The sequence below is a fragment of the Xanthomonas sp. DAR 80977 genome (assembly GCF_041240605.1).
Classification (GTDB): domain Bacteria; phylum Pseudomonadota; class Gammaproteobacteria; order Xanthomonadales; family Xanthomonadaceae; genus Xanthomonas_A; species Xanthomonas_A bundabergensis.
The window spans coordinates 4296719-4321756 of sequence record NZ_CP162487.1 but is presented as its reverse complement, the minus strand read 5'-3'; the positions used below and the strand labels follow the sequence as shown (position 1 = coordinate 4321756).

Below are 25038 nucleotides of genomic sequence, written 5' to 3'. Positions count from 1 at the left end.
TCCTGGAACGACGATGAGCAAGCGGATGCGGTGGATGCTTTGGACCGTGCTGGCGGCGACCGCCGGCGCGCATGCGCGGCCTGCCAGCGAAGCGCCGGCGCCGCAACTGCAGGTCGAGCAGGTGGTGATGCTGTTCCGCCACGGCGTGCGCGCGCCGCTGCAGGGCGAGGCCGCGGCGGCGGCGTTGGCCGACCGGCCGTGGCCGGTATGGGACACGCCGGCCAGCCTGCTCACCGCGCACGGTCGCACTGGCGTGCAGCTGAGCGGCGACTACACCCGGCAATGGCTGGTCCGCGACGGCGTGCTGCCGGCCACGGGCTGCCCCGGCGCCGGCGCGGTCAGCGTGTACGCCAACACCGACCAGCGCACCATCGCCAGCGCGCAGATCCTGGCCGAGACGCTGGCTCCCGGGTGCGGGCTGCAGGCCGGGCATCGGCCGCAAGGCAGCGACGATCCGCTGTTCCGCCCGGTCGAGGCCGGCGCGGTGGACTTCGACGCGGACGCCGCGGTGGCCTCGATCCAGCGCCAGACCGGCGGTCCCGGCGCGGTGCTCGCGCCCTACGCGAAGGAATTGCGCACGATGCAGCAGATCCTCGGTTGCAGCGCCAAGACCTGCGATTTCGCGAAGATGCCATCGTCACTGAGCGCAAGCGCCAATGGCCGCGGCATCGCCATGCACGGTCCGCTGGACCTGACCTCCGGCACCGCCGAGGTGTTCATCCTGCAATACGCCGAAGGCCTGCCGCTGGACCAGGTCGGCTGGGGCCGCGCCACCCGCGAGCGCATCGGCGTGGTGTCGCGGCTGCATGCGCTGCTGTTCGAGATATACGCGCGGCCGCAGTACATGGCCGCCCGCGCCGGCGCGCCGCTGGCGCGGCGGGTGCTGGACACGCTGGGCGTGGCGGACGCGCCGAAGCTGAGCGTGCTGGTCGCCAGCGATACCCATATCGCCGCGCTCAGCGGCCTGCTCGACCTGCATTTCCATCTGCCCGGCTACGGCCGCGACGACTCGCCGCCGGGCGGCGCGCTGGTGCTCGAGCAACTGCGCGACACCCGCAGCGGCCAGCGCTACGTGCGCCTGCGCTACCAGGCGCAATCGCTGGACCAGCTGCGCGAACTGACCCCGCTGAGCCTGCGCAAGCCGCCGCTGCTGCAGACCCTGCACGTGCCGGGCTGCAGCGACGCCAGGACGCAGCTGTGCACGCTGCAGCAGTTCCAGACGGTGCTGCAGGAGGCGTTGCAGCGGCGTGGTTGAGCCGGGTGCCCGAGCCGGTACCCTTGCCGTTACAGCAAGTACGTCTGCAGCGTTGCTGCTTGCTTGTGGGAGCGACTTCAGTCGCGACGGGCTCTGTCGGTAATGCCCGTCGCGACTGAAGTCGCTCCCACAGGAGAGGAATTGGCACGCCGTCCTGGCAATGCTTTCTGGCGGCGGCGCATGGAGCGCAACGCCGGGAAAAACCAAAAAAAACGGGCCGCAATGCGGCCCGTTTCCATGCAAGCGCGGGCGAGCCGGCTTACTTCAGCTTCGCGTCCGTGCGCAGGGCCTCGGCGCGGTCGGTCTTCTCCCACGAGAACGAGGTGGCGTTGTGCTGCGCGCCGGTGCCGTCGGTGTAGGTGAACGCCTTCGGGGTGCGGCCGAAGTGGCCGTACGAGGCGGTCTGCTGGTACATCGGGTGGATCAGGTCGAGCATCTGGATGATGCCGAACGGACGCAGGTCGAAGTGCTTGCGGATCAGCTTCTCGATCTTGTCGTCGGCGATCTTGCCGGTGCCGAAGGTGGTGACCGAGATCGAGGTCGGCTCGGCCACGCCGATGGCGTAGGAGACCTGCACTTCGCAGCGGTCGGCCAGGCCGGCGGCGACCACGTTCTTGGCCACGTAGCGCGCCGCGTAGGCCGCCGAACGGTCGACCTTGGACGGGTCCTTGCCGGAGAACGCGCCGCCGCCGTGGCGCGCCCAGCCGCCGTAGGTGTCGACGATGATCTTGCGCCCGGTCAGGCCGCAGTCGCCCACCGGCCCGCCGATCACGAACTTGCCGGTCGGGTTGATGTGGAACTTGGTGCCCTTGTGCAGCCACTTGGCCGGCAGCACCGGCTTGAGGATTTCCTCGCGCACGGCCTCGACCAGGTGCTTCTGCTTGATGTCCGGGTCGTGCTGGGTGGACAGCACCACCGCGTCGATCGCGGTCGCCACGCCGTCCTCGTAGCGCAGGGTGACCTGGCTCTTGGCATCCGGGCGCAGCCACGCCAGCGGCGAGTTCTTCTTCTTGCGGATCTTGGCCTGCTGCTCGACCAGGCGGTGCGACAGGTGGATCGCCGCCGGCATGAAGCTGTCGGTCTCGCGGGTGGCGTAGCCGAACATCAGGCCCTGGTCGCCGGCGCCCTGTTCCTCGGGCTTCTTGCGGTCCACGCCCTGGTTGATGTCCGGCGACTGCTTGCCGATCAGGTTGAGCACGCCGCAGGTCTCGCCGTCGAAGCCGACGTCGGAGCTGTTGTAGCCGATGTCCAGGATCACCTTGCGGGTAAGCGCTTCCAGGTCGATCCAGGCGCTGGTGGTGATCTCGCCGGCGACGATCGCCACGCCGGTCTTGACCAGGGTCTCGCAGGCCACGCGGGCACGCTTGTCCTGGGTCAGGATCGCGTCGAGCACCGCGTCGGAAATCTGGTCGGCAATCTTGTCCGGATGGCCTTCGGAGACCGACTCGGAGGTGAAGAGATAGCTGGACATCGCGGCTATATCCTTGTATTCGGATGAAAAGATGGACGCGCATGATACACGGGCGCGCGGTGCTGTGCATTGTGCCCCGGGCGGCGTTGGGCAAGGTTAACCGGTCAGCCGGCCGGGCCGCCGGCGTCACCTTGCCGTAGTCATATTGCAAGATCGGTGTCGCCGCGGGCGCCGAAGCTGTGCGCAGTCAGCAAGGGGGCTTGCCGTGCTCGCACTCGAACGTCGTCTGCAGGATCGCTACCCGCACTGGTTCGCCGGTCGCCGCTCGCGGCTGGTGCGGCCGCTGCTGCGCGGCCTGCAGAAGTGGTCGGGCCTGGACGCGCTGGACGCGTTCCTCGACGCCAGCCACGACCTGCGCGGCTTCGCCCTGGTCCAGGCCGGGCTGGATTTCCTGCAGGCGCGCTACGCGGTCGCGCCCAGCGCCGCCGAATGCATCCCGGCGCACGGGCGCCTGCTGATCGTCGCCAATCACCCTTCCGGCGCGCTGGACGCGCTGGCGCTGCTGGATTGCGTCGGCCAGGTGCGGCGCGACGTGAAGATCGTCGCCAACGACTTCCTGTGGGCGCTGGAAGGCCTGCGCGAACTGCTGCTGCCGGTGCGCATCCTCGGCGGCGCGCCGTCGCCGGCCAGCGTGCGCGCGATCGAGCAGGCGCTGGCGCAGGAGCAGTGCGTGATCGTGTTCCCGGCCGGCGAAGTGTCGCGGCTGGGCTGGGGCGGGGTGGCCGACGGGCGCTGGCGCCGCGGCTTCACCCGCTTCGCGCTGCGCACCGCCACCCCGGTGCTGCCGGTGCGCATCCATGCGCGCAACTCGGCGCTGTTCTACGGCGCCTCGGCGCTGTTCAAGCCGGCCGGCACCGCGCTGCTGGCGCGCGAGATGTTCGCCCGCCGCGAACGCCGCATCGGGCTGAGCCTGGGCCGCGCCCGCGCGTTGCCGCAGGACCAGTCCGAGGCCGAACTGATGCGCGGCCTGCGCCGCGAGCTGTATGCGCTGGGCCGGGCCGGGGCGAGCGCGCCGGCGCCGAGCGAGGAGCCGCTGGTCGCCGCCGAGGATCCGGCCGCGGTGGCGGCGGAGATCGGCGCGTTGCGCAGCCTGGGCCAGACCGTGGACGGCAAGCAGATCCGGGTCGGCCGGCTGCGCGCCGGCTCGGCGCTGCTGCGCGAGATCGGCCGCCTGCGCGAACTGACCTTCCGCGCGGTCGGCGAGGGCACCGGCCGGCGTCTGGACCTGGACGACTACGACACCTGGTACGAGCACATCGTGCTGTGGGACGGCGCCGCCGCGCGCGTGGTCGGCGCCTACCGCGTGGCCCGCGGCGCGCCGGTGCTGGCCGAGCGCGGCCTGGCCGGTTTCTACACCGCCGGGCTGTTCCGCTACGGCGAAGCGCTGCTGCCGCGCATCGCCGCCGGCATGGAACTGGGCCGCAGCTTCGTGGTCCCCGACTACTGGGGCAGCCGCAGCATCGACTACCTGTGGCAGGGCATCGGCGCCTACCTGCGCGACTACCCGCAGGTGCGCTACCTGTACGGCGCGGTCTCGATCAGCGCGGCGCTGCCGCGGCAGGCGCGCGAGCAGATCGTGGCCTACTACGCGCACTACTACGGCGATGCGCTGGGCGAAGCCGCCTCGGCGCGGCCGTTCGACTATTCGCAGGCGCCGCCGGCGTTCGACGCGCTGGACGCGGACACCGCGTTCAAGGTGCTCAAGGGCAACCTGGATGCGCTCGGCGCCGCGGTGCCGATGCTCTACAAGCAATACACCGAACTGTGCGAGCCCGGCGGCGCGCGCTTCCTCGCCTTCGGCGTCGACCCGGCGTTCAACGACGCGGTCGATGGCCTGATCGAACTGGATCTGCAGCGCATCCGCAGCAAGAAGCGCATGCGCTACCTGGAACGGCCCCGCAGCGAAGCAGAGGTGATGGCATGAACACGGTGAGCAGCTTGTCCCCGCGCCGGGCGGTGTTCGTGTCCGACGTGCATCTCGGCGCGCCGCACTGCCATGCGCGCGAACTGGCCGATTTCCTCGGCGGCCTGCACTGCAGGCAGCTGTACCTGGTCGGCGACATCGTCGACTTCTGGTGGATGGCGCAGCGCCGCGCGGTGTGGGGCGCGGCGCACCAGCGCGTGGTCGACGCGCTGCACGCGCTGGCGCGCGGCGGCACCGAACTGATCTACGTGCCCGGCAACCACGACCGCCCGATCCGCCGCTTCTGCGGCCTGGCGCTGCCGGCGATGCAGGTGCGCCGGCGCGCGGTGCACGTGACCGCCGACGGGCGCCGGCTGCTGGTAGTGCATGGCGACGACTACGACGCGGTCACCCAGTTCGGCGGCCTGCAGGAGAAGTTCGGCGACTGGCTGTACTACCGCATCCTCACCGGCAACCAGCTGACCAACCGCGTGCGCCGCCGCTTCGGCATGCGCTACTGGTCGCTGGCCGACTACCTGAAGCGGCAGAGCAGCGCCGCCGAGCGCTACATCGAGCGCTTCGTCGATGCCGGCCTGTCCGATGCGCGCCGCCGCGGCCTGGACGGCGTGGTCTGCGGCCATGTGCACCGCGCCGGCCTGTTCGAGCGCGACGGCCTGGTCTACGCCAACGACGGCGACTGGGTCGAAAGCCTGACCGCGCTCGGCGAGGAGGCCGACGGTACCCTGCGCCTGCTCTCGCATCGCGGCGAAGTGCTGACCGAACTGCCGCCGCGCCTGCGGTTGGCGCAGGACAGCGCCTGGCCGCGGGCGGCCTGACGCCGGCGGTGCGTGCAATACGACGCAGTGCCGGGGTGTGTGCCTCGGCAGCTCGTGCGGCCGAACCTGCGCGCTTCTTGCCGAGCGTTTGCATCGGCGGCGCGCGCCGCCGCGGCCGACCGCCAGATTGGCCAGTCGGCGCGTGCGCTGGAAGGACGTCGAACATTGCGGTGTGATGGACATTCCGCAATCGACGCGCCGCGGCCATGAGCGCGGCATGCGCTTGATCGGCATGCACTCCATCGGGTCTACTGCGTTCCTTCGGAGCGGCGAACCCGGACAGGACTCCACGATCGGGTCTGGTTACCCGCACTGACCAACGGCGGCGCCGCGCCAGCGCGTCGCATCTCGATCACGTCGGGGTTCATGGAGAAAGTGAAGCCAGGAAAGGCGTTGTCCAGCCGGCGGTTGCGATCCGCGTGGAACTGGATGAACCCGATCGCGCCGGCCTCTTCCGGCATCGTCGTTCACACGCCCGCCACGACCGCAAGCGCCCGCTTTCCGGCAAGACTCGGACTGTGCTGGGTGCTCATCCTGCTCGCGGCGAACGGTACCGCGATCGCGCGAAACACGGTGTCCGGCTGCCCGGATGACAGGGCGGCGCGCACGCTTCCGGACGCGGCGCTTTGCGTCCGGCATGCCGGGCTTTCGCCACCGGAAACGGCGCGCGGCGCGCGGGTGGCAGCGTTGTTCGCGCACGCCAGGGACCGCCTCGACGCTGGCCGCTTCGAGGCCGCCGAGCAGGCGCTGGATTGCGCCGACGCAAACATCGGCGACGGCGGCGACGGCGGCGACGAGCGCTTGCGCTACGAACTCACGCGCCGCCGCGGCATTCTCGATTTTCGCCGCGAACGCATTGCGCAGGCGCTCGAGCGGTTCGAGTGCGCGGCCACGCTGTCCAGGGCGCTCGGCGATCGCGGGGCGGAGGCGCGCGATCTGAACAACGTGGGCGCGGCGCTGCGCCGTCTCGGCGATTTTCGCGGCGCCCTGCGCAACATGACGATCAGCCTCGGGATCCAGCGCGCCCAGGGCGGGGCAGCGGCATCCGTGCTCAACAACATCGCCGACGTGTATCGCGAATTGCGCGAGCCCGACACCGCGATGCGCTACTACCGCGATGCGCTCGCCGCCAACCGCGCGAAGGGCGACTCCATCGAGGCGGCGCATGTGCAGGAGACCATGGCAGAGCTGGCGCTCGACAGCGGCGATACGCGCCAGGCGCTGGCCTGGCTGCAGGAGGCCCTGGCCGTCTACCGCGAGAAGGGCCGCCGGGCCTATGAGCTGCGGGTCCATGACGGCCTGATCCGCGCGGCGCTGGCGTTGGGCGACGTGCCGCAGGCGCGGCGCTGGAGTTCCAGCGCGCTGGCGCTGGCCGACGCGTGGAAGCTGCCGCTGCCTTCGGCGTTGCAGTTGCAGATGGCGCGGACGACACGGCTCGAAGGCAATGCCGCCGCCACCGCGGCGCGCCTGCGCGAGGCGCTGGCATCGGCCACCAGCGGCGATCCGGTGCGGGTACCGCTGCTGGAGGAACTGGCGCGGCTGCAGGAAAGCACGGGCGATGCCGTGGCGGCCAACGCCACGCTGCGGCGTGCGAACGCGGACGCGGCAGCGCTGGTGCGCGCACAGCACGACCGCCAGTTGGACTGGTTGCGGATCCGTTTCGAGAGCGCCGAGCAGCAGCGCACCATCGACCAGTTGGCGAGCGAGAACAGCCTGCGCAAGGCGCAACTGCGCCAACGCACGCTGCTGCTGTGGCTGATACTGGTGTCCGGTCTTGCGGCCGCGCTTGGCGGCTGGCTGCTGCTGCAGCGGCGCCGGCAACGCGCGCGCCTGCTGGAGGAAACGCGGCGGATCCGCCACGAGGAGGAACTCGCCCGCTATCGGCGCGAGGCGGACGCGCTGGCCGAGGATCGCAACCTGCTGCAGACCCTGCTCGATAGCCGCGAGGATGCGGTGTGCCTGCTCGATGCCGAAGGTCAGGTGCTGGTCGCCAATCGCGCCGGACGCCTTCGGCTCGGCGGCGCGGACGCTGCCGAGCCAGTGGGACAGGCGGTCTCCGCCTTCGTGGTCGAAGCCGAGCGTCCCGCGCTGCAGTCGGCGCTGGAGCGGATGGAGGACAGCGCGGCGCAGCGCGTCGCATTCGTCGCCCGGCACGGCGGCCCGCTGATCGCGACGCTCGAACCCTGGCCGGGAGGCGACGGCCTGGTCGTCCTCGTCTTGCAGGAACGCGGCAGCGATGCGGCTACCGACACCGGGCAGGCCGCGGAGCAGGAGGAGGGCGCCGCCGCGCCTGCGGCGCGCGATGCGTTCCGGCGCACGCTGGTCGAACTCATGCTGGCGGTCATCGACACCTGGGAACGGGCCACCGGGACCGGCCGGCTAGAACTGGCCGAGCGCAGCCGGATCTGGCGCGTGAACATCGACGACGGCCGCCTGCGCGCACGCGCGATGGAGCGCTATCTGGCGGTCTCCAAGTTGCCGCACAACCCGCGCTGGCGGGATGTGCTGCGTTCGGCCTATTTCGTGCTCGCGCACTGCGACGGGCTGTCGGCGGACACGCGCGCCGCGCTGCAGGCCAGGGTCGACGCGGTGCTGGCCTACACCCGCCGGGACGCGCTCGTCTGACGGCGGGCGTCCCTCGCCGGCCGCTCAGCGTCCGCGCTTGGCCGGGCACACCACGCAAGCGCCCTTCAGGCCCTGCTCCATGCGGTAGGCGGTGTGGTGGTCCCTGGCCAGGAAGGTATCGGGTCCGAGGATGACCGGCTTCGCCGATCGCGCCGGCGCCACGATGTCGCAATAGGCGGAAATGGTCTCCAGGGCGTTCATGTACGGCTGCTCATGGTCGACCACGCCGCACTTGGCCATCAGCTCCTGCAGTTGCCTGCCGTTGAAATCGAACTTCACGACGATCTCCGGCTCCTGGGTTTCCTCCAGGCACCAGTCGGGCGGCAGGGTCTCGTGGCCGTGGGCGGCCATGGGCAATGCCAGGAGGGCCACGACGATGGCGGCATGGACGGCGGGACGGAAGGCAAGCATCGGAGTCTCGCAACAGAAGAAACGGGACCTGCAGCGTAGGAGCGGTGGCGACCCGGATGCCAGCGCGCCCGCGGGTATAGACCGGGAACAAATCCGCGCAACGCATTGATTCTTCGATGGTGGCATCCGTTCCGCAGGCCGGGGAACGCGCGTCCGCGACGGTGCGGGGCCGATCCCGGATTCGCCAATTCGACCCGGCTCGCTCCCGTGGCGACCCGGTTTCGCCCTCGTGCCTCGCCGCAGGCCTGCCTAGCCTGACACCGCCGCATCGAGCCGCGTGCCGAGGCGGCGCTGGCCACATCGCCCGAACACCTCCGCACGGCGTCGGGAGGCCCAGCCACCTTCAACCCATCCATCACAGGAGAATGCTCATGAAGAAGAAGCTCCTTGTCGCAACGGTCGCCCTTCTGGCCGGCGGTGCCTTCGCTGCCCCCGCGCTGGCGGCCGAGAACCCCGTGGACCAGGCAGGCATCCAGCACAACATGTATCTCGGTTGCCTGATGGACGCCAATGCCTCGCCCGACGAAGCCCTCACCGTCGCGGTCAATAAGTGCGGCTACGACCCCGGCATGCCGCTGGAGCGGTTCATCGCCACGCAACAGCCCATCGTCGACTCGGTCGACCCGACCCGGCCGATGGCGGAAAACCTGGCCGGGCTGCGCCAGCAGCTCAGTGCCTACGAATTCTCGTTCATCGTGCGGATGGACCAGATCGTCGAGAACGCCGAGGACATGGACGCCGCGGCGGTGCAGTTCGAGGAACTCGAGAAGGAAGCCATGCTGCGGCTCGATCCCAGGTCCAGGAACGGCGCGCTGATCCTGGGCGGGCTGAGCGTGGCCAAGCACTCCAACCGCTACTGGTCCAAGTACGCGGCCGAGAGCGGTGAGGCCACGGCTGGCGACACCACCGCGAAGAAGAAAGGGCGGTTCTGGAGATGGCTGGCCGTCGTCGGGTCGGACGTGGTCGGTTTCCTGCTCACCGAAAACCCCGTCACCGCGGCCACCACCTCCAGCACGGTCTACGACATCGTGTTCTGACACGACCACCGTCCCCATGCGCCACCTCCATCCGCACCGCATCGCGCCGTGCCCATGCGTCGGTGAGCACATGCCCAGGTCTGCGCATGGACCCGAGTCACCTCACCCATTTATTGCAAGAGAATGCTCATGAAGAAGAAGCGCTTTGTCGCAACCGCCGCCCTGCTGGTCGGCAGTGCCGTCGGTCTCCCCGCGCTGGCGGCCGAGAACCCCCTGGACCAGGCAGGCATTCAGCACAACATGTATCTCGGCTGCCTGATGGACCTGAACGTGTCGCACGACGAGGCCCTGACCCTGCTGGTCAAGAAGTGCGGCTACGACCCCGGCATGCCGCTGGAGCAGTTCATCGCCACGCAGCAGCCGATCATCGATGCGATCGATCCGACGCGGCCGTTGACGGAAAATCTGGACGGGCTGCGCCAGCAGTTGAGTGCCGACGAATTCGCGTTCATCGTGAGGATCGACCAGATCGTCGAGAACGCCGAGGACCTGGATGCGGCGGCGGCACAGTTCGAGGAACTGGAGCGGGACGCCATGGCGCGGCTCGATCCCAGGTCCAAGAACGGCGCGCTGATCCTGGGCGGGCTGAGCGTGGCCAGGCACTCCACGCGTTACTGGTCCAAGCAGGCGGCCGCGAGTGGTCAATTCGCGGCCGAGAGCGCCACGTCGAAGAAGAAGGGGCGGTTCTGGAAGTGGCTGGGCGTCATCGCGGCCGATGTGATCAGCTACTTCCAATCGGAAAACCCCGCCACGGCGGCCACCTCCTCCGACGATGCCCATTCCCTCTTCTTCGAAGGATTCTGATCCGGGCGGCGTATGGGAAAGGGAAGGCGTCCCGGTGGGGCGCCTTTCTTTTGAGTTTCGCCGACCGCGAACTGGCGGGTCGCCGCCGTCGCGACGGCGCTTTCCCATGACTCCGCTTGGCCCAAGAGGCATCCAGGCCGAATGCCGCTGCCGCTTGCACTGCAACTGCTCGCCGCTGCGGCCATGCAAACAGAGCAAATCACGGCGACCGCCACCAGCACCGCCACTGCCCGCGCCCCCGTGGCGCCATCGCTGCTAGCATCGGCCGATGGATTCCCTCTCCCAGATCGTGCTCGGCGGCGCCGTCGCCGCCGCCATCGCGCCTGCCGCGCACCGCCGCGCCGCGTTGCTCGCCGGCGCCGCGCTCGGCACCGTGCCCGACCTCGATTCGCTGCTCCTGCTGCCGCTGACCCGCGACCCGGTCACGCTGATGACGGTGCACCGCAGCTTCAGCCACTCGCTGTTCGTGCTGCCGCTGCTCGGCTGGCTGATCTGGTGGCTGTACCGGCGCTTCGGCCATGGCCGCGTGGCCGAAGCGCCGCGCCGCTGGTTCTGGGCGATGCAGCTGGCCTTGATCACGCATCCGCTGCTGGATGCGTTCACCGTCTACGGCACCCAGCTGTGGTGGCCGTTGCGGCCGCCGCCGGCGATGTGGTCCAGCGTGTTCATCATCGATCCGGGCTACACGCTGTGGCTGATCGTGGCCTGCGCCATCGCCTGGTGGGCGCGCGCGCGGCGCGTGGCGCAGCAGGCGCTGCTGGCCGGACTGATCCTGAGCAGCGCCTACCTGGGCTGGTCGCTGCTGGCCAAGCACCTGGTCGATCGCCAGGCCGACCGCGCGCTGGCGGCGATGGGCCTGCAGCACGCGCCGCGCTTCTCGGTGCCGATGCCGTTCAACACCTTGCTGTGGCGGGTGGTGGCGATGACCCCGGGCGGCTACGTGATCGGCGAACGCTCGCTGGTCGCCGACAGCGGGCAGATGCGGTTCCAGGGCTATCCCTCCAACACCCAGGCGCTGGGCCAGGTGCGCGCGCTGCCGTCGGTGCAGCGGCTGAGCTGGTTCAACCGCGGCTTCATGCGCGCCCAGGTCAAGGACGGCGAACTGGTGCTCAGCGACCTGCGCATGGGCCTGGAGCCGGACTACAACTTCAATTTCGCGGTGGCGCGGCAGCGCGGCGACGGCTGGCAGGCGATCGCACCGCGCCAGCTGCAGGCCGCGTATCGCGCCCCGGTGGCGCGCGGGCAGATCGGCGCGGCGCTGGCGCGGATGTGGCGGCGGATCTGGACCGAACCTGCAGCGGCGACGCCGGTCGGCGCGCCGGCGCCGTCCGAGCTGCACTGAGCGGCCAGGGGATCGCCGCCGCAGCCCGGTCCGCGTGCGGGTGCCGCTGGGCACGTGCGTCCGGGGCCACCTGCCGCTGTCGTCGCTCTGGTCGAACGGCCCGCCGCCGAACCGGCGCGCTCGTTTCAGCCGCCGCGCCTGCGGGGGAGCGGAGAACGGCGTACGGCTGGGGACGGGACCCGCCGCGAATGCCTGGCGTGGCCCTGCGCCGCGCCGCTCAGGCCGCGGCGGGTAGGTCGGGCGACACGCCGGCGATCAGTGCGTCGAAGTAATCGGCCGTCAGCCGCAGCTGCGCATCGGCGGTCTCGGCGCGGTTGACCACGGCGCGGAACGCCGCGTTCTCGGGGCGGTCCCTGGCGTACCAGCCCAGGTGCTTGCGCGCGATGCGCACGCCCTGCGCCTCGCCGTAGAACTCGTGCAGCGCCTGCAGGTGGCCGAGCAGGGTGTCGCGCACGCACGGCAGCGACGGCGCCGGCAGCAGTTCGCCGGTGGCCAGGTAGTGCGCGATCTCGCCGAAGATCCACGGCCGGCCCTGCGCGGCGCGGCCGACCATCACCGCATCGGCGCCGGTGGCGGCCAGCACCTGCGCGGCCTTGTGCGGCGAATCGATGTCGCCGTTGGCGATCACCGGGATGCGCAGCGCGGCCTTGATCTGCGCGATCGTGGCGTATTCGGCCTGCCCGCTGTAGTGCTGGTCGCGGGTGCGGCCGTGCACGGCCAGCGCGGCGATGCCGCAGTCCTCGGCGATGCGCGCGATGGCCGGGCCGTTGCGGTGGTCGCAGTCCCAGCCGGTGCGGATCTTCAGCGTCACCGGCACCGGCGAGGCGGCCACCACCGCGTCGAGGATGCGCGCCACCAGCGCCTCGTCGCGCATCAGCGCCGAGCCGGCCCAGGCGTTGCACACCTTCTTCGCCGGGCAGCCCATGTTGATGTCGATCAGCTGCGCGCCGTGGTCGGCGTTGTAGCGCGCCGCCTCGGCCAGCTGCTGCGGCTCGGTGCCGGCGATCTGCACGCTGACCGGGTCCGGCTCGCCGGCGTGGTCCATGCGCTGCAGCGACTTGCGGGTCTGCCAGAAGCGCGGGTCGGAAATGGTCATCTCCGACACCGCCAGGCCGGCGCCCAGGCGCTTGCACAGCAGCCGGAACGGCTTGTCGGTGACCCCGGCCATCGGCGCCAGGATCACCTTCGGTTCGATCGTGTAGGGGCCGATACGCATGCGGCCATTGTCGCCGCCGCCGCGGCCGCTGCCAACTTGGCGCGGTGCGCGGGTTCAGCGGACCAGCTGGTACAGCTCGAAGCCCTTGTCGTTGCCGTCCAGGATCAGCAGCAGTTCGTCCGGGCCGAGCGCGACCAGGCGGCCGACGCTGTTGCCATGGGTGCCGTCGGACACGTTGCCGGGGGCATACGCGGCTTCCGGCTCGTCGTTGACCGTGCTGGCGCCGAGGAACGCCAGTTCGCGGCTGTCCGCGGCCAGCGCGGACAGCGTGCCGCTGCGGCGCTGCGAGCCGCTGGTCTTGCGCAGGCGGTAGCCGCAGGGACCGCGCGCGATCTCTGCCTTGAAATAGGGATAGGCATAGGCGAAGTCGCGATCGACCTGGATCGAGCGCAGCTTCCAGCGGCCCTCCAGCTTGCCCAGCGGCTGCGGCGTCTGTGCGCGCTGCAGCAACGTGCGCGCCAGCGCCGCGCCGGCTTCCTGCTCGGCATCGCCGTAGCGCGGCGCGATCGCCTGCTGCAGGCTGCGCGCGGAGACGGTGACCGCGGCGCGGTCGGCGGCGCTGGCATGGCCGTTCCAGTCGCAGTCAGGCGCGGCGAGCGCGGACAGCGGCGCCATGAGCGCGCACCACGCGGCGAACGGGAGGGCGCAAAGACGTGGCATCGGAACTCCTTGTCGTGATGCGCGCCGCGCGCGACGAGCGGCGCTGTTGCGGACGGCGTCGCGCGCCGTCCTGTGGGAAACGGCTCAGCCGGCGTCCGGCACCAGCCGCGGCATCGACGCGGCGGCGCCCTCGGCCTCGGTCGAACGCGCCGCGTAGTGGTTGGCGAACCGCACGTGGGTGGCGAAGGCCGCGTTCGGCGACTGCGCCAGCGAGGCCACCAGCGCGCCGTTGAAGGCGTCGCCGGCGCCGGTGGTGTCCACGGTGTGCGCCGCCTCGGCGCCGATGCGGTAGTACGGCTGCGCATCGCCGCGCTGGCGCTCTTCGGGATGCGAGATGAACGCGCCGACCGAACCCAGCGTCACCACCACGGTGCCGCCGGGCAGCAGCTTGCGGCACAGCGCGTGCAGGCTGCCGCCATCGGTGGCGGCGACGTCGTCGGCATCCACGCGTTCGCCGACGTGGCGCGCCAGCAGCGCGGCGAACTCGGTCTCGTTCGGGGTCAGCACGTCGGCCAGCTTGAGCAGGCCGATGCTGGTCTGCGCATTCGCCGGCGCCGCGTTGAGCACCGTGGTCAGGCCGGTCTCGCGCGCCAGCGCCAGGGTGCCCTCGATGGTCTCGATCGGCGATTCCAGCTGCGCCAGCAGCACCCGCGCCGACCCCAGCAGCGCGCGCTGCGCCTGCACGAAGCCCAGGCTCAGCGCGGCGTTGGCGCCGGCGCCGATGACGATGGTGTTGCGGCCGTGGCCGTCGACGTAGATGCCGCCGGTGCCGGTCGGCTCGGTGCTGGCCTCGGCGGCCAGGTCGATGCCGTCCTGCGCCGCCAGCGCGCGCGCCATCGCGCCGCCGGCGTCGTCGCCGAGCGCGCAGACGAAGGTGGTGCGGGCGCCGGCGCGCGCCGCCGCCACCGCCTGGTTGAAGCCCTTGCCGCCGGGGCCGGTGCTGTAGCGGCCGGCGATGGTCGCGCCCGGGGCGGGCAGGGTTTCGCAGCGCCAGACGTGGTCGACATTGAACGAACCGACGACGATGACCGAACTCATAGGCATGTGCTGCTTCTCAACGGGTACTGGGGAAAGGGGAACTGCATCAGCCGAAGTGCGACAGCACGCCGGCGATGGTGGCGGTCATGAAGGTGGCGATCGAGCCACCCAGCACCGCGCGCAGGCCGAACCGCGCCAGGTCGTGGCGGCGCTCGGGGGCCAGGCCACCGATGCCGCCGATCTGGATCGCGATCGAGCTGAAGTTGGCGAAGCCGCACAGCGCGTAGGTGGCGATCAGCCGGCCTTCGGTGCTCAGGCTCATGCCCGGGACCTGGCCTTTGACGATCTGCGCCAGCTCGCTGTAGGCGACGAATTCGTTGATGACGACCTTCTGCCCGATCAGCGAGCCGACCGTGGTCGCGTCCGCCCACGGCGTGCCGATCACCCAGGCGATCGGCGCCAGCACATAGCCGAAGATGGTCGACAGGTTGGTCGGGCGGCCGATCGCCGCGGCCAGGCCGGTGACGTCGCCGATCCAGGTCAGCGGCGCGTTGACCAGCGCGATCAGGGCGATGAAGGCCAGCAGCATCGCGCCGATGTTCAGCGCCAGGCGCAGGCCGTCGCCGGCACCGGCGGCGGCGGCGTCGATGATGTTGCTGGTGGTCTTCTCCACTTCCATCTTGACCGTGCCGCGGGTCAGCGGCGTGCCGGTTTCCGGGATCAGCAGCTTGGCCACCACCAGCGTGGCCGGCGCGGCCATGATGCTCGCCGCCAGCAGGTGCTTGGCGTAGAACGCCTGTTCCGCCGGGTCGGTGCCGCCGAGCATGCCCACGTAGGCGGCCAGCACGCCGCCGGCGATGTGCGCCATGCCGCCGATCATCATCGTCAGCAGCTCGGACTCGGTCATCTTCGGGATGTACGGGCGCACCGTCAGCGGCGCCTCGGTCTGGCCGATGAACACGCTGGCGCAGACGCTGGTGGTTTCCGCGCCGGACACGCGCATCACCTTGGTGATCGCCCAGGCCATCACCCGTACCACCGCCTGCATCACCCCCAGGTGGTAGAGCACGCCCATCAGCGCGGAGAAGAAGATGATCGTCGGCAGCACCTGGAAGGCGAAGATGAAGCCGTAGGTCTTGGTGTCCATCAGGCTGCCGAAGATGAAGCCGGAGCCTTCGTTGACGAAGCTCAGCACCTTCACGAACAGCTGTCCCAGCCAGTCGAAGACCTGGCGCCCGCCGGGCACCAGCAGCACCAGCGAGGCGAAGCCGATCTGCAGGATCAGGCCGGTTGCGACCAGCTTCCAATCGACCGCGCGCTTGTTGTTCGAGAACAGCCAGGTGATCCCGATCAACACCGCCAACCCGAACAGGCCGAAGCCGATCCTCCCCAAACCCTCGACCATCTGCTTCCCCTGGATCGCCGGACCAAAGAGAGGAAGCCTAGTGCAGGGGGTGACGGGCGGCAAGGTAAACCCCGTTCAGCGCCGCAAATCCTTGATGGATCAAGCATTGCGCGCAGTACGCGGGATCCCGGCGGGCTCGCTACACTGTGCGGCCGCCCGCCGGCCACGTTCGCGGGCCCGTCCAGCAGGAGGAGTTCGCATGCATTACCGTCGCCTCGGCGCCACCGGCTTGCAGCTGTCGGCGCTGTCGTTCGGCGCCTGGATCAACTTCGGCGGACAGATCGACCGCGACGAAGCGCGCAACCTGATCGCCGCCGCCTGGGACCACGGGGTCAACTTCTTCGACAACGCCGAGGTCTACGCGCAGGGCCGCGCCGAGCAGGTGATGGGCGACGTGATCGCCGACCTGCGGCTGCCGCGCGATGGCTATTGCGTGTCCAGCAAGGTCTACTTCGGCGCGGTCGCCACGCCGCGTCCGACCCAGCGCGGGCTGTCGCGCAAGCACGTCACCGATGCCTGCCATGCCGCGCTGAAGCGGCTGCGGGTGGACTACCTGGACCTGTACTACTGCCATCGCCCCGACGCCGACACGCCGGTGGAGGAAACCGTGCGCGCGATGGACGCGCTGGTCCGCCAGGGCAAGGTGCTGTACTGGGGCACCTCCGAGTGGCCGGCCGAGCGCATCCGCGAGGCGGCGCGGGTGGCGCAGGCGCTCGGCCTGCAGGGGCCGTCGATGGAGCAGCCGCAGTACAACCTGCTGCACCGCCAGCGCGTGGAGCAGGAATACGCGCCGCTGTACGCCGAACTCGGCCTGGGCACCACGATCTGGTCGCCGCTGGCCTCGGGCCTGCTGACCGGCAAGTACAACGACGGCATCGACCCGGCCTCGCGGCTGGGCCAGGCGAGCAACGCCTGGCTGCACGACGAGGTGATTGGGCCGCCGGCGCAGCGCCGCGTGGAGCGCGCGCGCCGCTTCACCGCGCTGGCGGCCGGCGCGGGCGTGGCGCCGGCGGCGCTGGCGATCGCCTGGTGCCTGCGCAATCCGCACGTGTCCACGGTGATCCTCGGCGCCAGCCGCGTCGCCCAACTGGTCCAGAACTTCGAGGCGCTGCCATTGGCCGCGCGCGAGGATCCGGCGTGGTGGGCGCAGGTCGAGGCGGCGGTGGCCTGAGCGGGCCCGCTTTCGGCGCGAAGGCCGGTCGGAGCATGGCTGGCCAAAGGCCGTGCGCAATAGGCGATTCGTTGCGGCTGTCGAAGATCGATTTTCCATCCGTAGCTTGAATCGTCGCAAACGAGAACGGCTCTTGCTTAATTGTTGAGAATCATTATCATCCGTATCGACCCCTGTGTACGGAGCTCGACCATGACCGCCCAACCCGTCCTGTTGCGTCACCCCGAAACCCTGAGCCTGCGCGAGCGCGCGCTGCCGCGCGCGGTGCCGGCCGAAGAGACCATCGGCAGCGAGGCGCTGCTGAAAGGGCGCCGCGAGGTGCTGATCCAGCACGGCGACCGCGTCTATCGCCTGCGCCATACCAGCAACGACAAGCTGATCCTGACCAAGTAAGCCGTCCGGCCGCGCAGCGCGCGGCCGGACCCCCCGCTCGACACTGCCGCCACCTGGCCGGACCCGATGGGTCCGCCGCGGCCGCCCGCAGTCGCGACCGTTTCTCTCCCCTCGGCCCCTGCGCCGGCCTGCGTGCCGGCGCGGCCGGGATTTTTTCGCGACCCACCGATGACTTCCATGATCCGTACCGCTCCGCTCACCGGCGCGCTGTGGCTGGCCCTGGCCGCCTGCGCGCACGCCGCTCCCGACACCGCCACCGACGCCGTCGATGCGGACAGTTCCGCCGGTTCCGCCACGCCGCGCGACTTCGACCGCCTGCAGGTCACCGCCACGCGTACCCAGCGCGCCATCGTCGAGGTGCCGAGCAGCGTCGATGTGATCGACCGCGAGCAGATGGACCAGGAACTGGTGTACGACCTGGAGGACCTGCTGCGCTATACGCCCGGCGTCTCGGTCACCGGCAACAGCGGCCGCTTCAGCGGCGTCGGCGGCATCCGCATCCGCGGCCTGGACGGCAACCGCGTGCTGATCCAGACCGACGGCATCCCGGTCTCGGACAGCTTCAGCTTCGGCAGCTATCTCAACGCCAACCGCAACTTCGTCGACATGGAAACGCTCAAGCGGGTCGAGATCGTGCGCGGCCCGGCCAGCTCGCTGTACGGCTCGGACGCGCTCGGCGGCGTGGTCGCCTACGTCACCAAGGATCCGGCCGACTACCTGGCGCCCGGCAAGGACAGCTACGTGGGCCTGAAGTTCGGCTACGAGAGCGAGTGGGACGGCCTGTTCGCCGGCGCGCTGGTCGCGTTCGGCGGCGAGCGCTGGAGCGGCATGGCCGCGGTCAGCCACCGCCAGGGCCAGGAAAGCGAGACCCAGGGCGACAACCGCAGCACCGGCGCGGCGCGCACCGCGCCCAATCCGCTCAGCAGCGACGGCCGCAGCCTGCTCAGCAAGCTGGTCTACGCGCCAAGCGCGAACCAGCGCTTCAAGCTGACCGTGGAAGGCAACGAGGACTATTCCAGCATCGATGCGCTGAGCAACGTCACCTCCAGCATCCTGTCGCAGCGCGGCCGCGACCACCAGACCCGCGCCCGCGTGTCGCTGACCCACGAAGTGGACCAGCTCGACACGCTGCTCGCCGACGACCTGCAGTGGCAGCTGTACCGGCAGGACAGCGAGAGCCTGCAGCGCACCGACGAGCGCCGCAGCAACAACACCCTGCGGCACATGGAACACGACTTCGACCAGCGCCTGTACGGTCTGCAGGCCAACCTGCACAAGCAGGTGGACCAGGGCAGCGTGGTCCACGATTTCAGCTACGGCATCGACCTGTCGTGGAGCGACACCCACGAGAAGCGCGATGGCTACGCGCAGAACCTGACGACCGGGGCGATCAGCAAGACCGTGGGCGTGGAGACGTTCCCGGTGCGCGATTTCCCGGTCACCGAGACCACCAAGGCCGGCGCCTACCTGCAGGACGAGATGCGCCTGGCCGATGGCCGCTTCAGCCTGATCCCGGGCCTGCGCGTGGACTACTACCGGCTATCGCCGCAGGTCGATGCGATCTTCGCCGTCGACAACCCCGGCGTGGCCGCGGAGAAGGTCACCGACAGCAACGTCTCGCCCAAGCTCGGCGCGATCTGGCGCATCGACGACGCGTGGTCGCTGTACGCCAACTACGCGCACGGCTTCCGCGCGCCGCCGTACAACGACGTCAACATCGGCTTCACCAACCTGCAGTTCGGCTACACCGCCATCGCCAACCCGGACCTGAAGCCGGAGACCAGCAAGGGCGCCGAGCTGGGCCTGCGCTACACCGCGGCGGCCGGGTACTTCGGCCTGAGCGGCTACTACAACGACTACCGCGACTTCATCGAGTCCTACAGCTTCGTCGGCTACAACGCCGACGGCCTGATGCTGTACCAGTCGCGCAACGTCGATCACGTGGTGATCAAGGGCGTGGAGGCCAAGGCCGGGGTCGATGTCGGCGCGCTGGACGCGCGCTGGGCCGGCTGGTCGCTGCATTCCAGCGCCGCCTATGCGCGCGGCGACAACAAGACCGACGACGCGCCGCTGAACTCGATCGATCCGCTGCGCGGCGTGCTCGGCCTGGCCTACGATCGCGACAGCTGGGGCGCGCAACTGGTCGGCACCTTCGTGGCGAAGAAGAAGCGCCCGGCGCTGGCGAGCTACTACACGCCGGCCGGCTACGCGACGCTGGACCTGCTCGCGCACTGGAACTTCACCCCCGGCGCCAGGCTCAACGTCGGCGTGTTCAACCTGGCCGATCGCCGCTACATCGACTGGAACAACCTGCCCAGCGCGACCCTGGCCAGCAGCGCGGTGCTCGACCGCTATACCGGCGCCGGGCGCAACGTCTCGGTCAGCCTGGCGCTGGACTGGTAGCGGCGCATGCGCAGGGCGTCGCCAGCGAGCACCGACGCGACCCGGATCGCCGCATCCGCGCCGCTGCCGCGTCCGGCGCAACTGGCGGCGCTGGGCACCGTGCTGTGCCTGTACCGCACCCAGCTGGGCGCGGAACTGATGGGCTGGAACCATGCGCTGCGTGTCGGCGCGCAACTGGGCGTGGACAGCGACGGCTTGCTCGAGAGCCTGTGCTTCTACGACCGCCAGGAGCGCTGCTGCTGGCGCCTGTACCTGCTGCCGGACAGCGATTTCGTGGCCTGGGACGCCTTGCTGTCGGCGCTGCCGGCGATCCACGGCGGCAGTACCGATGCCGGTGTCGCCGAACGCCTGTGGCGGCGCGTGGCCGGCCGCCTGAGCGGCGACAACTGGCGCGCGCGGGCGCTGCGCCTGCACGCCAGCGACGGCGAACTGGCGGCCAGCGTCGCCAGCGTGTCGCCGCTGGGCGCCAGCATCGCCCGGCGCATCGCGCGGCTGGAAGCGGCCGAAGGCGAAGTGCTGGTCGACGACTGCTGCTGCGCCCGCGCCGGCCGGCCCGCCGCGCGGCCCGATCCGGAGCGGCCATGGCCGCTGCTGCGCCTGTAATCCGCATCCCTCTTTTTTCCTCAGCCACCGCCAACGACCACGACGATGAAATCACCGCTCCTGTTCCTGCTCCTGCTCGCCGGTACCGGCCTCGCCCACGCCCAGGACGCCGATCCGCAGCGCGACCGCGCCAGCATCCTGGCGATGCAGGGCGAGTACCTGGTCGATTTCGCCTTCGACGAGACCGTGCTGCTCAAGCCCGGCTACGAGCGCGCGCCGGCGATGCGCAGCGGCGCCAACGAAGTGGTGATCGTGGTCGAGGACAGCCCGCGCAAGGTGGTGCTGCAGCATCTGCTGGTCGACAGCAAGAGCGGCCACGTGACCAAGCACTGGCGCCAGGACTGGAGCTACGAGGCGCCGCAGCGGTTCGAATTCAGCGCCGACCAGACCTGGCAGGTGCGCCCGCTCGCCGCCGCGGCGACCCGCGGCGCCTGGACCCAGTGCGTGTACGAAGTCAGCGATGCGCCGCGCTACTGCGGCACCGGCCGCTGGGACTACGCCGATGGCCATCCGAGCTGGACCAGCGACCTGAGCTGGCGTCCGCTGCCGCGGCGCGAATACACCAAGCGCAGCGACTACAACGCGCTGGCGGTGATCAACCGGCACACGCTGACCCCGGCCGGCTGGACCCACGAGCAGTTCAACACCAAGGTGCTGCGCAAGCCCGACGGCAGCCAGCAGCCGATCGCGCGCGAATTCGGCTTCAACGACTACGTCAAGACCGATGAGGTCGACTTCAAGCCGGCCTACGCCTACTGGAAGGCGACGCAGGGCTATTGGGCCAAGGTGCGCGCGCACTGGGACGCCTTCCTCGGCAAGCCGCCGGGCGTGCACCTGAAGACCAAGCTCGACGGCATGGCGATGATCATGCCGCTGTTCGAGCAGGCCGAGGCGGTGCAACAGGGCAAGCCGGTGGCCGATGCCAGGATCGCCGCGGTGTTCGCGCAATGGGTGGAGCCGGCGCCCGCCGAGCGTTGAACGCCGCTGCCGGCGCAGCGCCAGGGTGGGAAGGCGGCCGGGATTGGCGCCTTCCCTTTTTTGTCGCCCCAGCGCGCGCTGCGGCGAGGGCCTACAGGTCGGTCACCAGGTGGTAGCTCAGGCCCTTGTGCTCGGGCAGGGTGACGATCAGCGGGAAGCCGACCGACAGCCCGCTCAGGTCCAGCCACTGCGGGTTGCGCGACTCGATCAGGCCGCGCTGCCAGCAGTGGCTGAGCCGGGAGATTTCCGCGGCCCGCAGCAACGCGGCCACTTCGTTCTCGCACTCCTCGTACCACACCGCCAGGATCGCGACCGGGTCTTCGCTTTGCCCGCGCACGTGATGGCGCTCGCGCAGGCGTCTGCCCAGCCCATCCAGCGCCTGCGGGGTCGGTGCGGTGGCGATGTAGTACGGGCCGCTGCGGGTCTCGGCCAGGATGCAGGCCAGGTACGGCACGCCGTTGCGGGCGGGCGTCTCGCTCACCGGGGCGGCACGCTGTGCAATGGGCTGTCGCTTGCCGGCATGGTCCTTGCGCTCGCCGAGGCTGACCGGGCGGTGGCCGAACCGGGCACGACGGTGCGCCAGCGGCAGTCGCCGCGATGCTGGGCGAAGCCGGCGCCGCCAGTCAAGTCGCGCGCGCCGGCACGGATGGGCAGGCGCGCGTGGTCGCCCGCCTCAGCGCTGCATGCCCCAGCGACGCACGGTGAACCGTTCCAGCACGCGGAAGCCGGCGCCTTCCACCAGCAGGCCGAGCAGGATCACCATGGCCAGCCCGGCGAACACGCGGTCGGTGTACAGCTCGTTGCGGTTCTGGAAGATGTACCAGCCCAGGCCGCCCTGGCCGGAGGTGGCGCCGAACACCAGTTCGGCGGCGATCAGCGTGCGCCAGGCGAAGGCCCAGGCGATCTTCAGCCCGGACAGGATCGCCGGCAGCGCGGCCGGCACCAGGATCGCGACCACGTAGCGCAGGCCGCGCAGGCCGTAGTTGCGCCCGGCCATGCGCAGCGTCTCCGGCACGCCCTGGAAGCCGGCATAGGTGTTCAGCGCCAGCGGCCACAGCACCGCGTGCACCAGCACGAACACCAGGCTGCCGTTGCCCAGGCCGAACCACAGCAAGGCCAGCGGCAGCAGGGCGATCGCCGGCAGCGGATTGAACATCGCGGTCAACGTGCCCAGCAGGTCGCGGCCGATCCGGCTCGAGACCGCCAGCGCGGTCAGGGCGAAGGCCAGTACCACGCCCAGCGCGTAGCCTTGCGCGAGCATGCGCAGCGAGGCGCCGACGCGGCCCGGCAACTCGCCCGACCACAGGCCTTCGCCGAAGGCGCGCGCGGTCTGCACGAAGCCCGGCAGCAGCAGGTCGTCATCGAGCAGGTACGCCGCCAGTTCCCACAGCGCGGCCAGCGCCAGCAGGATCAGCGCCTGCCGCAGCCAGTCCGGCAGCCGCCGCCGCCGCGGTGCGACCGCTGGCGCGGTGGCGGCATAGGGCGCGACCGGGCGTTCGTACTCGGCGCGGATCGGCGGCCGCAGCGGCGCGGCGGCGCTCATGGCGCGGCCTCGCGCAACGGCGCGCGCCGGCGCAACGGCGCCACGTTGCTGGCGAGCGTCGCCGCCTCGGCATCGGCGTCGGCATCGGTCTCGCTGCCGGCGTCGCCGGGCGGATCGAACAGCAGCCGGTGGATGCGTTGCGCGGCATGCCGGAACGGCGTACTGCCGACGCTGGCCGGGCCGAAGCCATGGCTGTTGAGTTCGGCGCGGACCTGGCCCGGATGCGCCGACAGCAGCACGATGCGGTTGCCGACCAGCAAGGCCTCGTCGATCGAGTGGGTCACGAACAGCAGGGTGAAGCGCGCCTCGTCCCACAGCTCCAGCAATTGCTCCTGCATGCGCTGGCGGGTCAGCGCGTCGAGCGCGGCGAACGGTTCGTCCATCAGCAGCACGCGCGGCTGCATCGCCAGCGCCCGCGCGATCGCCACGCGCTGCTTCATGCCGCCGGACAAGGTGTGCGGATAGGCGTCGGCGAACGCGCTCAGGCCGACCTTGTGCAGGTAATGCTCCGCGCGCTCGGCCGCTTCGCGCCGTCCCAGCCTGCGCGCCGCGCGCAGGCCGAAGACGACGTTCTGGCGCACCGTCTTCCACGGCGCCAGCTGGTCGAATTCCTGGAACACCACCACCCGGTCCGGTCCCGGCGCGCGCAGCATCTGCCCGTCCAGGCGGATCTGCCCCTCGACGGGCGCGACGAAGCCGGCGATGGCCTTGAGCAGGGTCGACTTGCCGCAGCCCGACGGGCCGAGCAGCACCAGGCGGTCGGCGGCGTACACGTCGAAGCTGACCTGGTGGGTGGCGCGGACCACGCGCGGGCCGCTGGCGTATTCCAGGCTGACCCGCTCGACCTGCAGCAGCGGCGCCGGGGTCAAGGCGAATGCGCTCATCTCAGCTGCCTCCGGCGACTTGCGCGCTGTCGAAGAAATAGTCCTTGACCGCGCCGGGCGCCTGCTTGATCGCGCCGATCCGGTACAGGAACTGGCCGAGCTTGAGCGTGTTCTGCGGCGCGGTCTTGAACTGCACCTTCGGGTCCTTGAGGATGCGCAGCATCAGCGCGCGATCGATCTTGCCGCCGTTGCGGCGCACGAACAGGTCCGCCGCCTGTTCCGGCTGGCGCTGCACGAACAGCGCCGCCTCGGCCAGCGCGGCGACGAAGGCCTGGTAGGTCCTGGGGTTGTCGCGGCGGAACTTCTCGGTGGCGTACAGCACCGTGGCCGAGGTGGGGCCGCCTTCGATCGCGTACGAGTCGAGCACGATGTGCGCCTTCGGATTGCGCGCCAGTTCCTGTTCCTGGAACGGCGGGCTGGCGAAGTGCGCGGTGATCTCGGTGCCGCCGCGGATGATCGCCGCGGCCGCGTCGGGATGCGGCAACGCCACCTGCTGCGCATCCAGCCGGTTGTAGGCCTTCTCGCCCCAGCGCTGCGCGGAGGCGTGCTGCAGCAGCCGCGACTGCACCGACACGCCCACCGCCGGCACCGCGATGCGGTCGCGCGGGCCGAAGTCGTCCAGGGTCTTGATCCGCGGATCGTTGCTGATCAGGTAGTAGGGGAAGTTGCCCAGCGAGGCCACGCCGCGCACGTTCTGGCGGCCGCGGGTGCGGTCCCACAGCGTGAACAGCGGGCCGACGCCGGCGCCGGCCACGTCGATCGAACCGGACAGCAGCGCATCGTTGGCGGCCGCGCCGCCGGACAGCTGCACGGTCTCCACCGCGATGTCGATGCCGGCGGCCTTGCCGTGCTTCTCGATCAGCTTCTGCTCCTGGGCCACGTCCAGCAGCAGGTAGACGATGCCGTACTGCTTGGCGATGCGCAGCCGGCCTTCGGCGTGCGCGGGCTGGCCGTGCAGCAGCGCGATGGCGAGCAGCGCGGCGGCGAACCAGCGCCGCCGCCGCGAGGCGGCGGCGGGCGGCGCGGTGGCCGGGAAAGCGGGCGAATCGAAAACGGTCATGCGTCGCTCCGTTGCGGGGGGGGAGGGCGGCGTGGCGGGACAGCGGCGTATGCGCCGAGT

At 70.6% G+C, this 25038-nt stretch carries 22 protein-coding genes; 12 read left to right on the top strand and 10 right to left on the bottom strand.

Annotated elements, in window-relative coordinates:
* Positions 1 to 13: 13 nt before the first annotated feature.
* Positions 14 to 1255, top strand: a complete 1242-nt coding sequence (locus tag AB3X10_RS18415; RefSeq protein ID WP_369976873.1) for a histidine-type phosphatase — start codon at positions 14 to 16, stop codon at positions 1253 to 1255.
* Between the two features lie 259 nt (positions 1256 to 1514).
* Here the strand turns inward: AB3X10_RS18415 and metK are convergent, their stop codons facing one another.
* On the bottom strand, positions 1515 to 2726 hold the full coding sequence (gene metK / locus AB3X10_RS18410) for a methionine adenosyltransferase (RefSeq protein WP_369976872.1): 1212 nt from the start codon (positions 2724 to 2726) through the stop codon (positions 1515 to 1517).
* A gap of 205 nt (positions 2727 to 2931) precedes the next feature.
* Between metK and AB3X10_RS18405 the strand changes: the two genes are divergently transcribed.
* The 3 genes from AB3X10_RS18405 (at position 2932) to AB3X10_RS18395 (ending at position 8090) form a co-directional block, all read left to right on the top strand.
* A complete protein-coding gene (locus tag AB3X10_RS18405) occupies positions 2932 to 4650 on the top strand; it encodes a lysophospholipid acyltransferase family protein (RefSeq protein ID WP_369976871.1) in 1719 nt (572 codons plus the stop codon).
* Entirely contained in the window at positions 4647 to 5465 is an 819-nt protein-coding gene (locus AB3X10_RS18400) for a UDP-2,3-diacylglucosamine diphosphatase (protein ID WP_369976870.1), read from the top strand. Before AB3X10_RS18405 ends, AB3X10_RS18400 begins: the two co-directional genes overlap by 4 nt.
* A gap of 366 nt (positions 5466 to 5831) precedes the next feature.
* Positions 5832 to 8090 (top strand): tetratricopeptide repeat protein, encoded by a 2259-nt coding sequence (locus tag AB3X10_RS18395; RefSeq protein ID WP_369976869.1) that lies wholly within the window; start codon positions 5832 to 5834, stop codon positions 8088 to 8090.
* A gap of 24 nt (positions 8091 to 8114) precedes the next feature.
* Here AB3X10_RS18395 and AB3X10_RS18390 read toward each other — a convergent pair whose 3' ends face one another.
* On the bottom strand, positions 8115 to 8441 hold the full coding sequence (locus AB3X10_RS18390; protein ID WP_369976868.1) for a hypothetical protein: 327 nt from the start codon (positions 8439 to 8441) through the stop codon (positions 8115 to 8117).
* A 431-nt stretch (positions 8442 to 8872) separates the two neighbouring features.
* Between AB3X10_RS18390 and AB3X10_RS18385 the strand changes: the two genes are divergently transcribed.
* The 3 genes from AB3X10_RS18385 to AB3X10_RS18375 all read left to right on the top strand — a co-directional run bounded on the left by AB3X10_RS18385 (position 8873) and on the right by AB3X10_RS18375 (position 11684).
* On the top strand, positions 8873 to 9538 hold the full coding sequence (locus AB3X10_RS18385) for a hypothetical protein (protein WP_369976867.1): 666 nt from the start codon (positions 8873 to 8875) through the stop codon (positions 9536 to 9538).
* A gap of 129 nt (positions 9539 to 9667) precedes the next feature.
* Entirely contained in the window at positions 9668 to 10342 is a 675-nt protein-coding gene (locus AB3X10_RS18380; protein ID WP_369976866.1) for a hypothetical protein, read from the top strand.
* 268 nt (positions 10343 to 10610) lie between these two features.
* A complete protein-coding gene (locus tag AB3X10_RS18375) occupies positions 10611 to 11684 on the top strand; it encodes a metal-dependent hydrolase (RefSeq protein WP_369976865.1) in 1074 nt (357 codons plus the stop codon).
* Between the two features lie 217 nt (positions 11685 to 11901).
* Here the strand turns inward: AB3X10_RS18375 and dusB are convergent, their stop codons facing one another.
* From dusB to AB3X10_RS18355, 4 genes are all read right to left on the bottom strand, one after another.
* A complete protein-coding gene (gene dusB / locus AB3X10_RS18370; RefSeq protein WP_369976864.1) occupies positions 11902 to 12900 on the bottom strand; it encodes a tRNA dihydrouridine synthase DusB in 999 nt (332 codons plus the stop codon).
* A 54-nt stretch (positions 12901 to 12954) separates the two neighbouring features.
* Positions 12955 to 13515 carry a DUF4893 domain-containing protein gene (locus AB3X10_RS18365; protein WP_369976863.1) on the bottom strand — a complete coding sequence of 187 codons (561 nt, stop codon included), beginning with the start codon at positions 13513 to 13515 and terminating at the stop codon, positions 12955 to 12957.
* A gap of 129 nt (positions 13516 to 13644) precedes the next feature.
* Positions 13645 to 14598, bottom strand: a complete 954-nt coding sequence (locus AB3X10_RS18360) for a ribokinase (RefSeq protein WP_369981886.1) — start codon at positions 14596 to 14598, stop codon at positions 13645 to 13647.
* 46 nt (positions 14599 to 14644) lie between these two features.
* Entirely contained in the window at positions 14645 to 15943 is a 1299-nt protein-coding gene (locus tag AB3X10_RS18355; protein WP_369976862.1) for a NupC/NupG family nucleoside CNT transporter, read from the bottom strand.
* 199 nt (positions 15944 to 16142) lie between these two features.
* Between AB3X10_RS18355 and AB3X10_RS18350 the strand changes: the two genes are divergently transcribed.
* The 5 genes from AB3X10_RS18350 to AB3X10_RS18330 all read left to right on the top strand — a co-directional run bounded on the left by AB3X10_RS18350 (position 16143) and on the right by AB3X10_RS18330 (position 21491).
* The gene (locus AB3X10_RS18350) at positions 16143 to 17114 is read left to right on the top strand and encodes an aldo/keto reductase (protein WP_369976861.1); all 972 of its coding nucleotides are present in this window, start codon (positions 16143 to 16145) and stop codon (positions 17112 to 17114) included.
* Between the two features lie 192 nt (positions 17115 to 17306).
* Positions 17307 to 17507, top strand: coding sequence for a hemin uptake protein HemP (gene hemP / locus AB3X10_RS18345; protein WP_145705519.1), 201 nt, complete (start codon positions 17307 to 17309; stop codon positions 17505 to 17507).
* A 177-nt stretch (positions 17508 to 17684) separates the two neighbouring features.
* Positions 17685 to 19910, top strand: a complete 2226-nt coding sequence (locus AB3X10_RS18340) for a TonB-dependent hemoglobin/transferrin/lactoferrin family receptor (protein ID WP_369976860.1) — start codon at positions 17685 to 17687, stop codon at positions 19908 to 19910.
* Positions 19911 to 19916: 6 nt separating this feature from the next.
* Positions 19917 to 20513, top strand: coding sequence for a Hemin transport protein (locus AB3X10_RS18335; protein ID WP_369976859.1), 597 nt, complete (start codon positions 19917 to 19919; stop codon positions 20511 to 20513).
* 45 nt (positions 20514 to 20558) lie between these two features.
* The gene (locus tag AB3X10_RS18330) at positions 20559 to 21491 is read left to right on the top strand and encodes a DUF6607 family protein (RefSeq protein WP_369976858.1); all 933 of its coding nucleotides are present in this window, start codon (positions 20559 to 20561) and stop codon (positions 21489 to 21491) included.
* 91 nt (positions 21492 to 21582) lie between these two features.
* On the opposite strand, the gene AB3X10_RS18325 is transcribed toward AB3X10_RS18330, so the two are convergent.
* The 4 genes from AB3X10_RS18325 to AB3X10_RS18310 form a co-directional block, all read right to left on the bottom strand.
* Entirely contained in the window at positions 21583 to 21972 is a 390-nt protein-coding gene (locus AB3X10_RS18325; RefSeq protein WP_369976857.1) for an endonuclease, read from the bottom strand.
* Positions 21973 to 22164: 192 nt separating this feature from the next.
* On the bottom strand, positions 22165 to 23034 hold the full coding sequence (locus AB3X10_RS18320) for an ABC transporter permease (RefSeq protein ID WP_369976856.1): 870 nt from the start codon (positions 23032 to 23034) through the stop codon (positions 22165 to 22167).
* Complete coding sequence (locus tag AB3X10_RS18315) at positions 23031 to 23918, bottom strand: ABC transporter ATP-binding protein (protein ID WP_369976855.1); 888 nt, start codon at positions 23916 to 23918, stop codon at positions 23031 to 23033. The genes AB3X10_RS18320 and AB3X10_RS18315 overlap by 4 nt, the downstream gene beginning before the upstream one ends.
* Before the next feature lies 1 nt (position 23919).
* Positions 23920 to 24978, bottom strand: coding sequence for an ABC transporter substrate-binding protein (locus tag AB3X10_RS18310; protein WP_369976854.1), 1059 nt, complete (start codon positions 24976 to 24978; stop codon positions 23920 to 23922).
* Positions 24979 to 25038: the final 60 nt, after the last annotated feature.

What these genes read in the sequence shown, in the direction of transcription:
- AB3X10_RS18335 (WP_369976859.1), top strand. Translation starts at nt 19,917, where the DNA reads ATGCGCAGGGCGTCGCCAGCGAGCACCGACGCGACCCGGATCGCCGCA.
- AB3X10_RS18365 (WP_369976863.1), bottom strand. Translation starts at nt 13,515, where the DNA reads ATGGCGCCGCTGTCCGCGCTCGCCGCGCCTGACTGCGACTGGAACGGC.
- AB3X10_RS18340 (WP_369976860.1), top strand. Translation starts at nt 17,685, where the DNA reads ATGATCCGTACCGCTCCGCTCACCGGCGCGCTGTGGCTGGCCCTGGCC.
- AB3X10_RS18330 (WP_369976858.1), top strand. Translation starts at nt 20,559, where the DNA reads ATGAAATCACCGCTCCTGTTCCTGCTCCTGCTCGCCGGTACCGGCCTC.
- AB3X10_RS18310 (WP_369976854.1), bottom strand. Translation starts at nt 24,978, where the DNA reads ATGACCGTTTTCGATTCGCCCGCTTTCCCGGCCACCGCGCCGCCCGCC.
- AB3X10_RS18315 (WP_369976855.1), bottom strand. Translation starts at nt 23,918, where the DNA reads ATGAGCGCATTCGCCTTGACCCCGGCGCCGCTGCTGCAGGTCGAGCGG.
- hemP (WP_145705519.1), top strand. Translation starts at nt 17,307, where the DNA reads ATGACCGCCCAACCCGTCCTGTTGCGTCACCCCGAAACCCTGAGCCTG.
- AB3X10_RS18390 (WP_369976868.1), bottom strand. Translation starts at nt 8,441, where the DNA reads ATGGCCGCCCACGGCCACGAGACCCTGCCGCCCGACTGGTGCCTGGAG.
- AB3X10_RS18375 (WP_369976865.1), top strand. Translation starts at nt 10,611, where the DNA reads ATGGATTCCCTCTCCCAGATCGTGCTCGGCGGCGCCGTCGCCGCCGCC.
- AB3X10_RS18400 (WP_369976870.1), top strand. Translation starts at nt 4,647, where the DNA reads ATGAACACGGTGAGCAGCTTGTCCCCGCGCCGGGCGGTGTTCGTGTCC.
- AB3X10_RS18320 (WP_369976856.1), bottom strand. Translation starts at nt 23,034, where the DNA reads ATGAGCGCCGCCGCGCCGCTGCGGCCGCCGATCCGCGCCGAGTACGAA.
- AB3X10_RS18380 (WP_369976866.1), top strand. Translation starts at nt 9,668, where the DNA reads ATGAAGAAGAAGCGCTTTGTCGCAACCGCCGCCCTGCTGGTCGGCAGT.
- AB3X10_RS18350 (WP_369976861.1), top strand. Translation starts at nt 16,143, where the DNA reads ATGCATTACCGTCGCCTCGGCGCCACCGGCTTGCAGCTGTCGGCGCTG.
- dusB (WP_369976864.1), bottom strand. Translation starts at nt 12,900, where the DNA reads ATGCGTATCGGCCCCTACACGATCGAACCGAAGGTGATCCTGGCGCCG.
- AB3X10_RS18355 (WP_369976862.1), bottom strand. Translation starts at nt 15,943, where the DNA reads ATGGTCGAGGGTTTGGGGAGGATCGGCTTCGGCCTGTTCGGGTTGGCG.
- metK (WP_369976872.1), bottom strand. Translation starts at nt 2,726, where the DNA reads ATGTCCAGCTATCTCTTCACCTCCGAGTCGGTCTCCGAAGGCCATCCG.
- AB3X10_RS18360 (WP_369981886.1), bottom strand. Translation starts at nt 14,598, where the DNA reads ATGAGTTCGGTCATCGTCGTCGGTTCGTTCAATGTCGACCACGTCTGG.
- AB3X10_RS18395 (WP_369976869.1), top strand. Translation starts at nt 5,832, where the DNA reads ATGGAGAAAGTGAAGCCAGGAAAGGCGTTGTCCAGCCGGCGGTTGCGA.
- AB3X10_RS18415 (WP_369976873.1), top strand. Translation starts at nt 14, where the DNA reads ATGAGCAAGCGGATGCGGTGGATGCTTTGGACCGTGCTGGCGGCGACC.
- AB3X10_RS18385 (WP_369976867.1), top strand. Translation starts at nt 8,873, where the DNA reads ATGAAGAAGAAGCTCCTTGTCGCAACGGTCGCCCTTCTGGCCGGCGGT.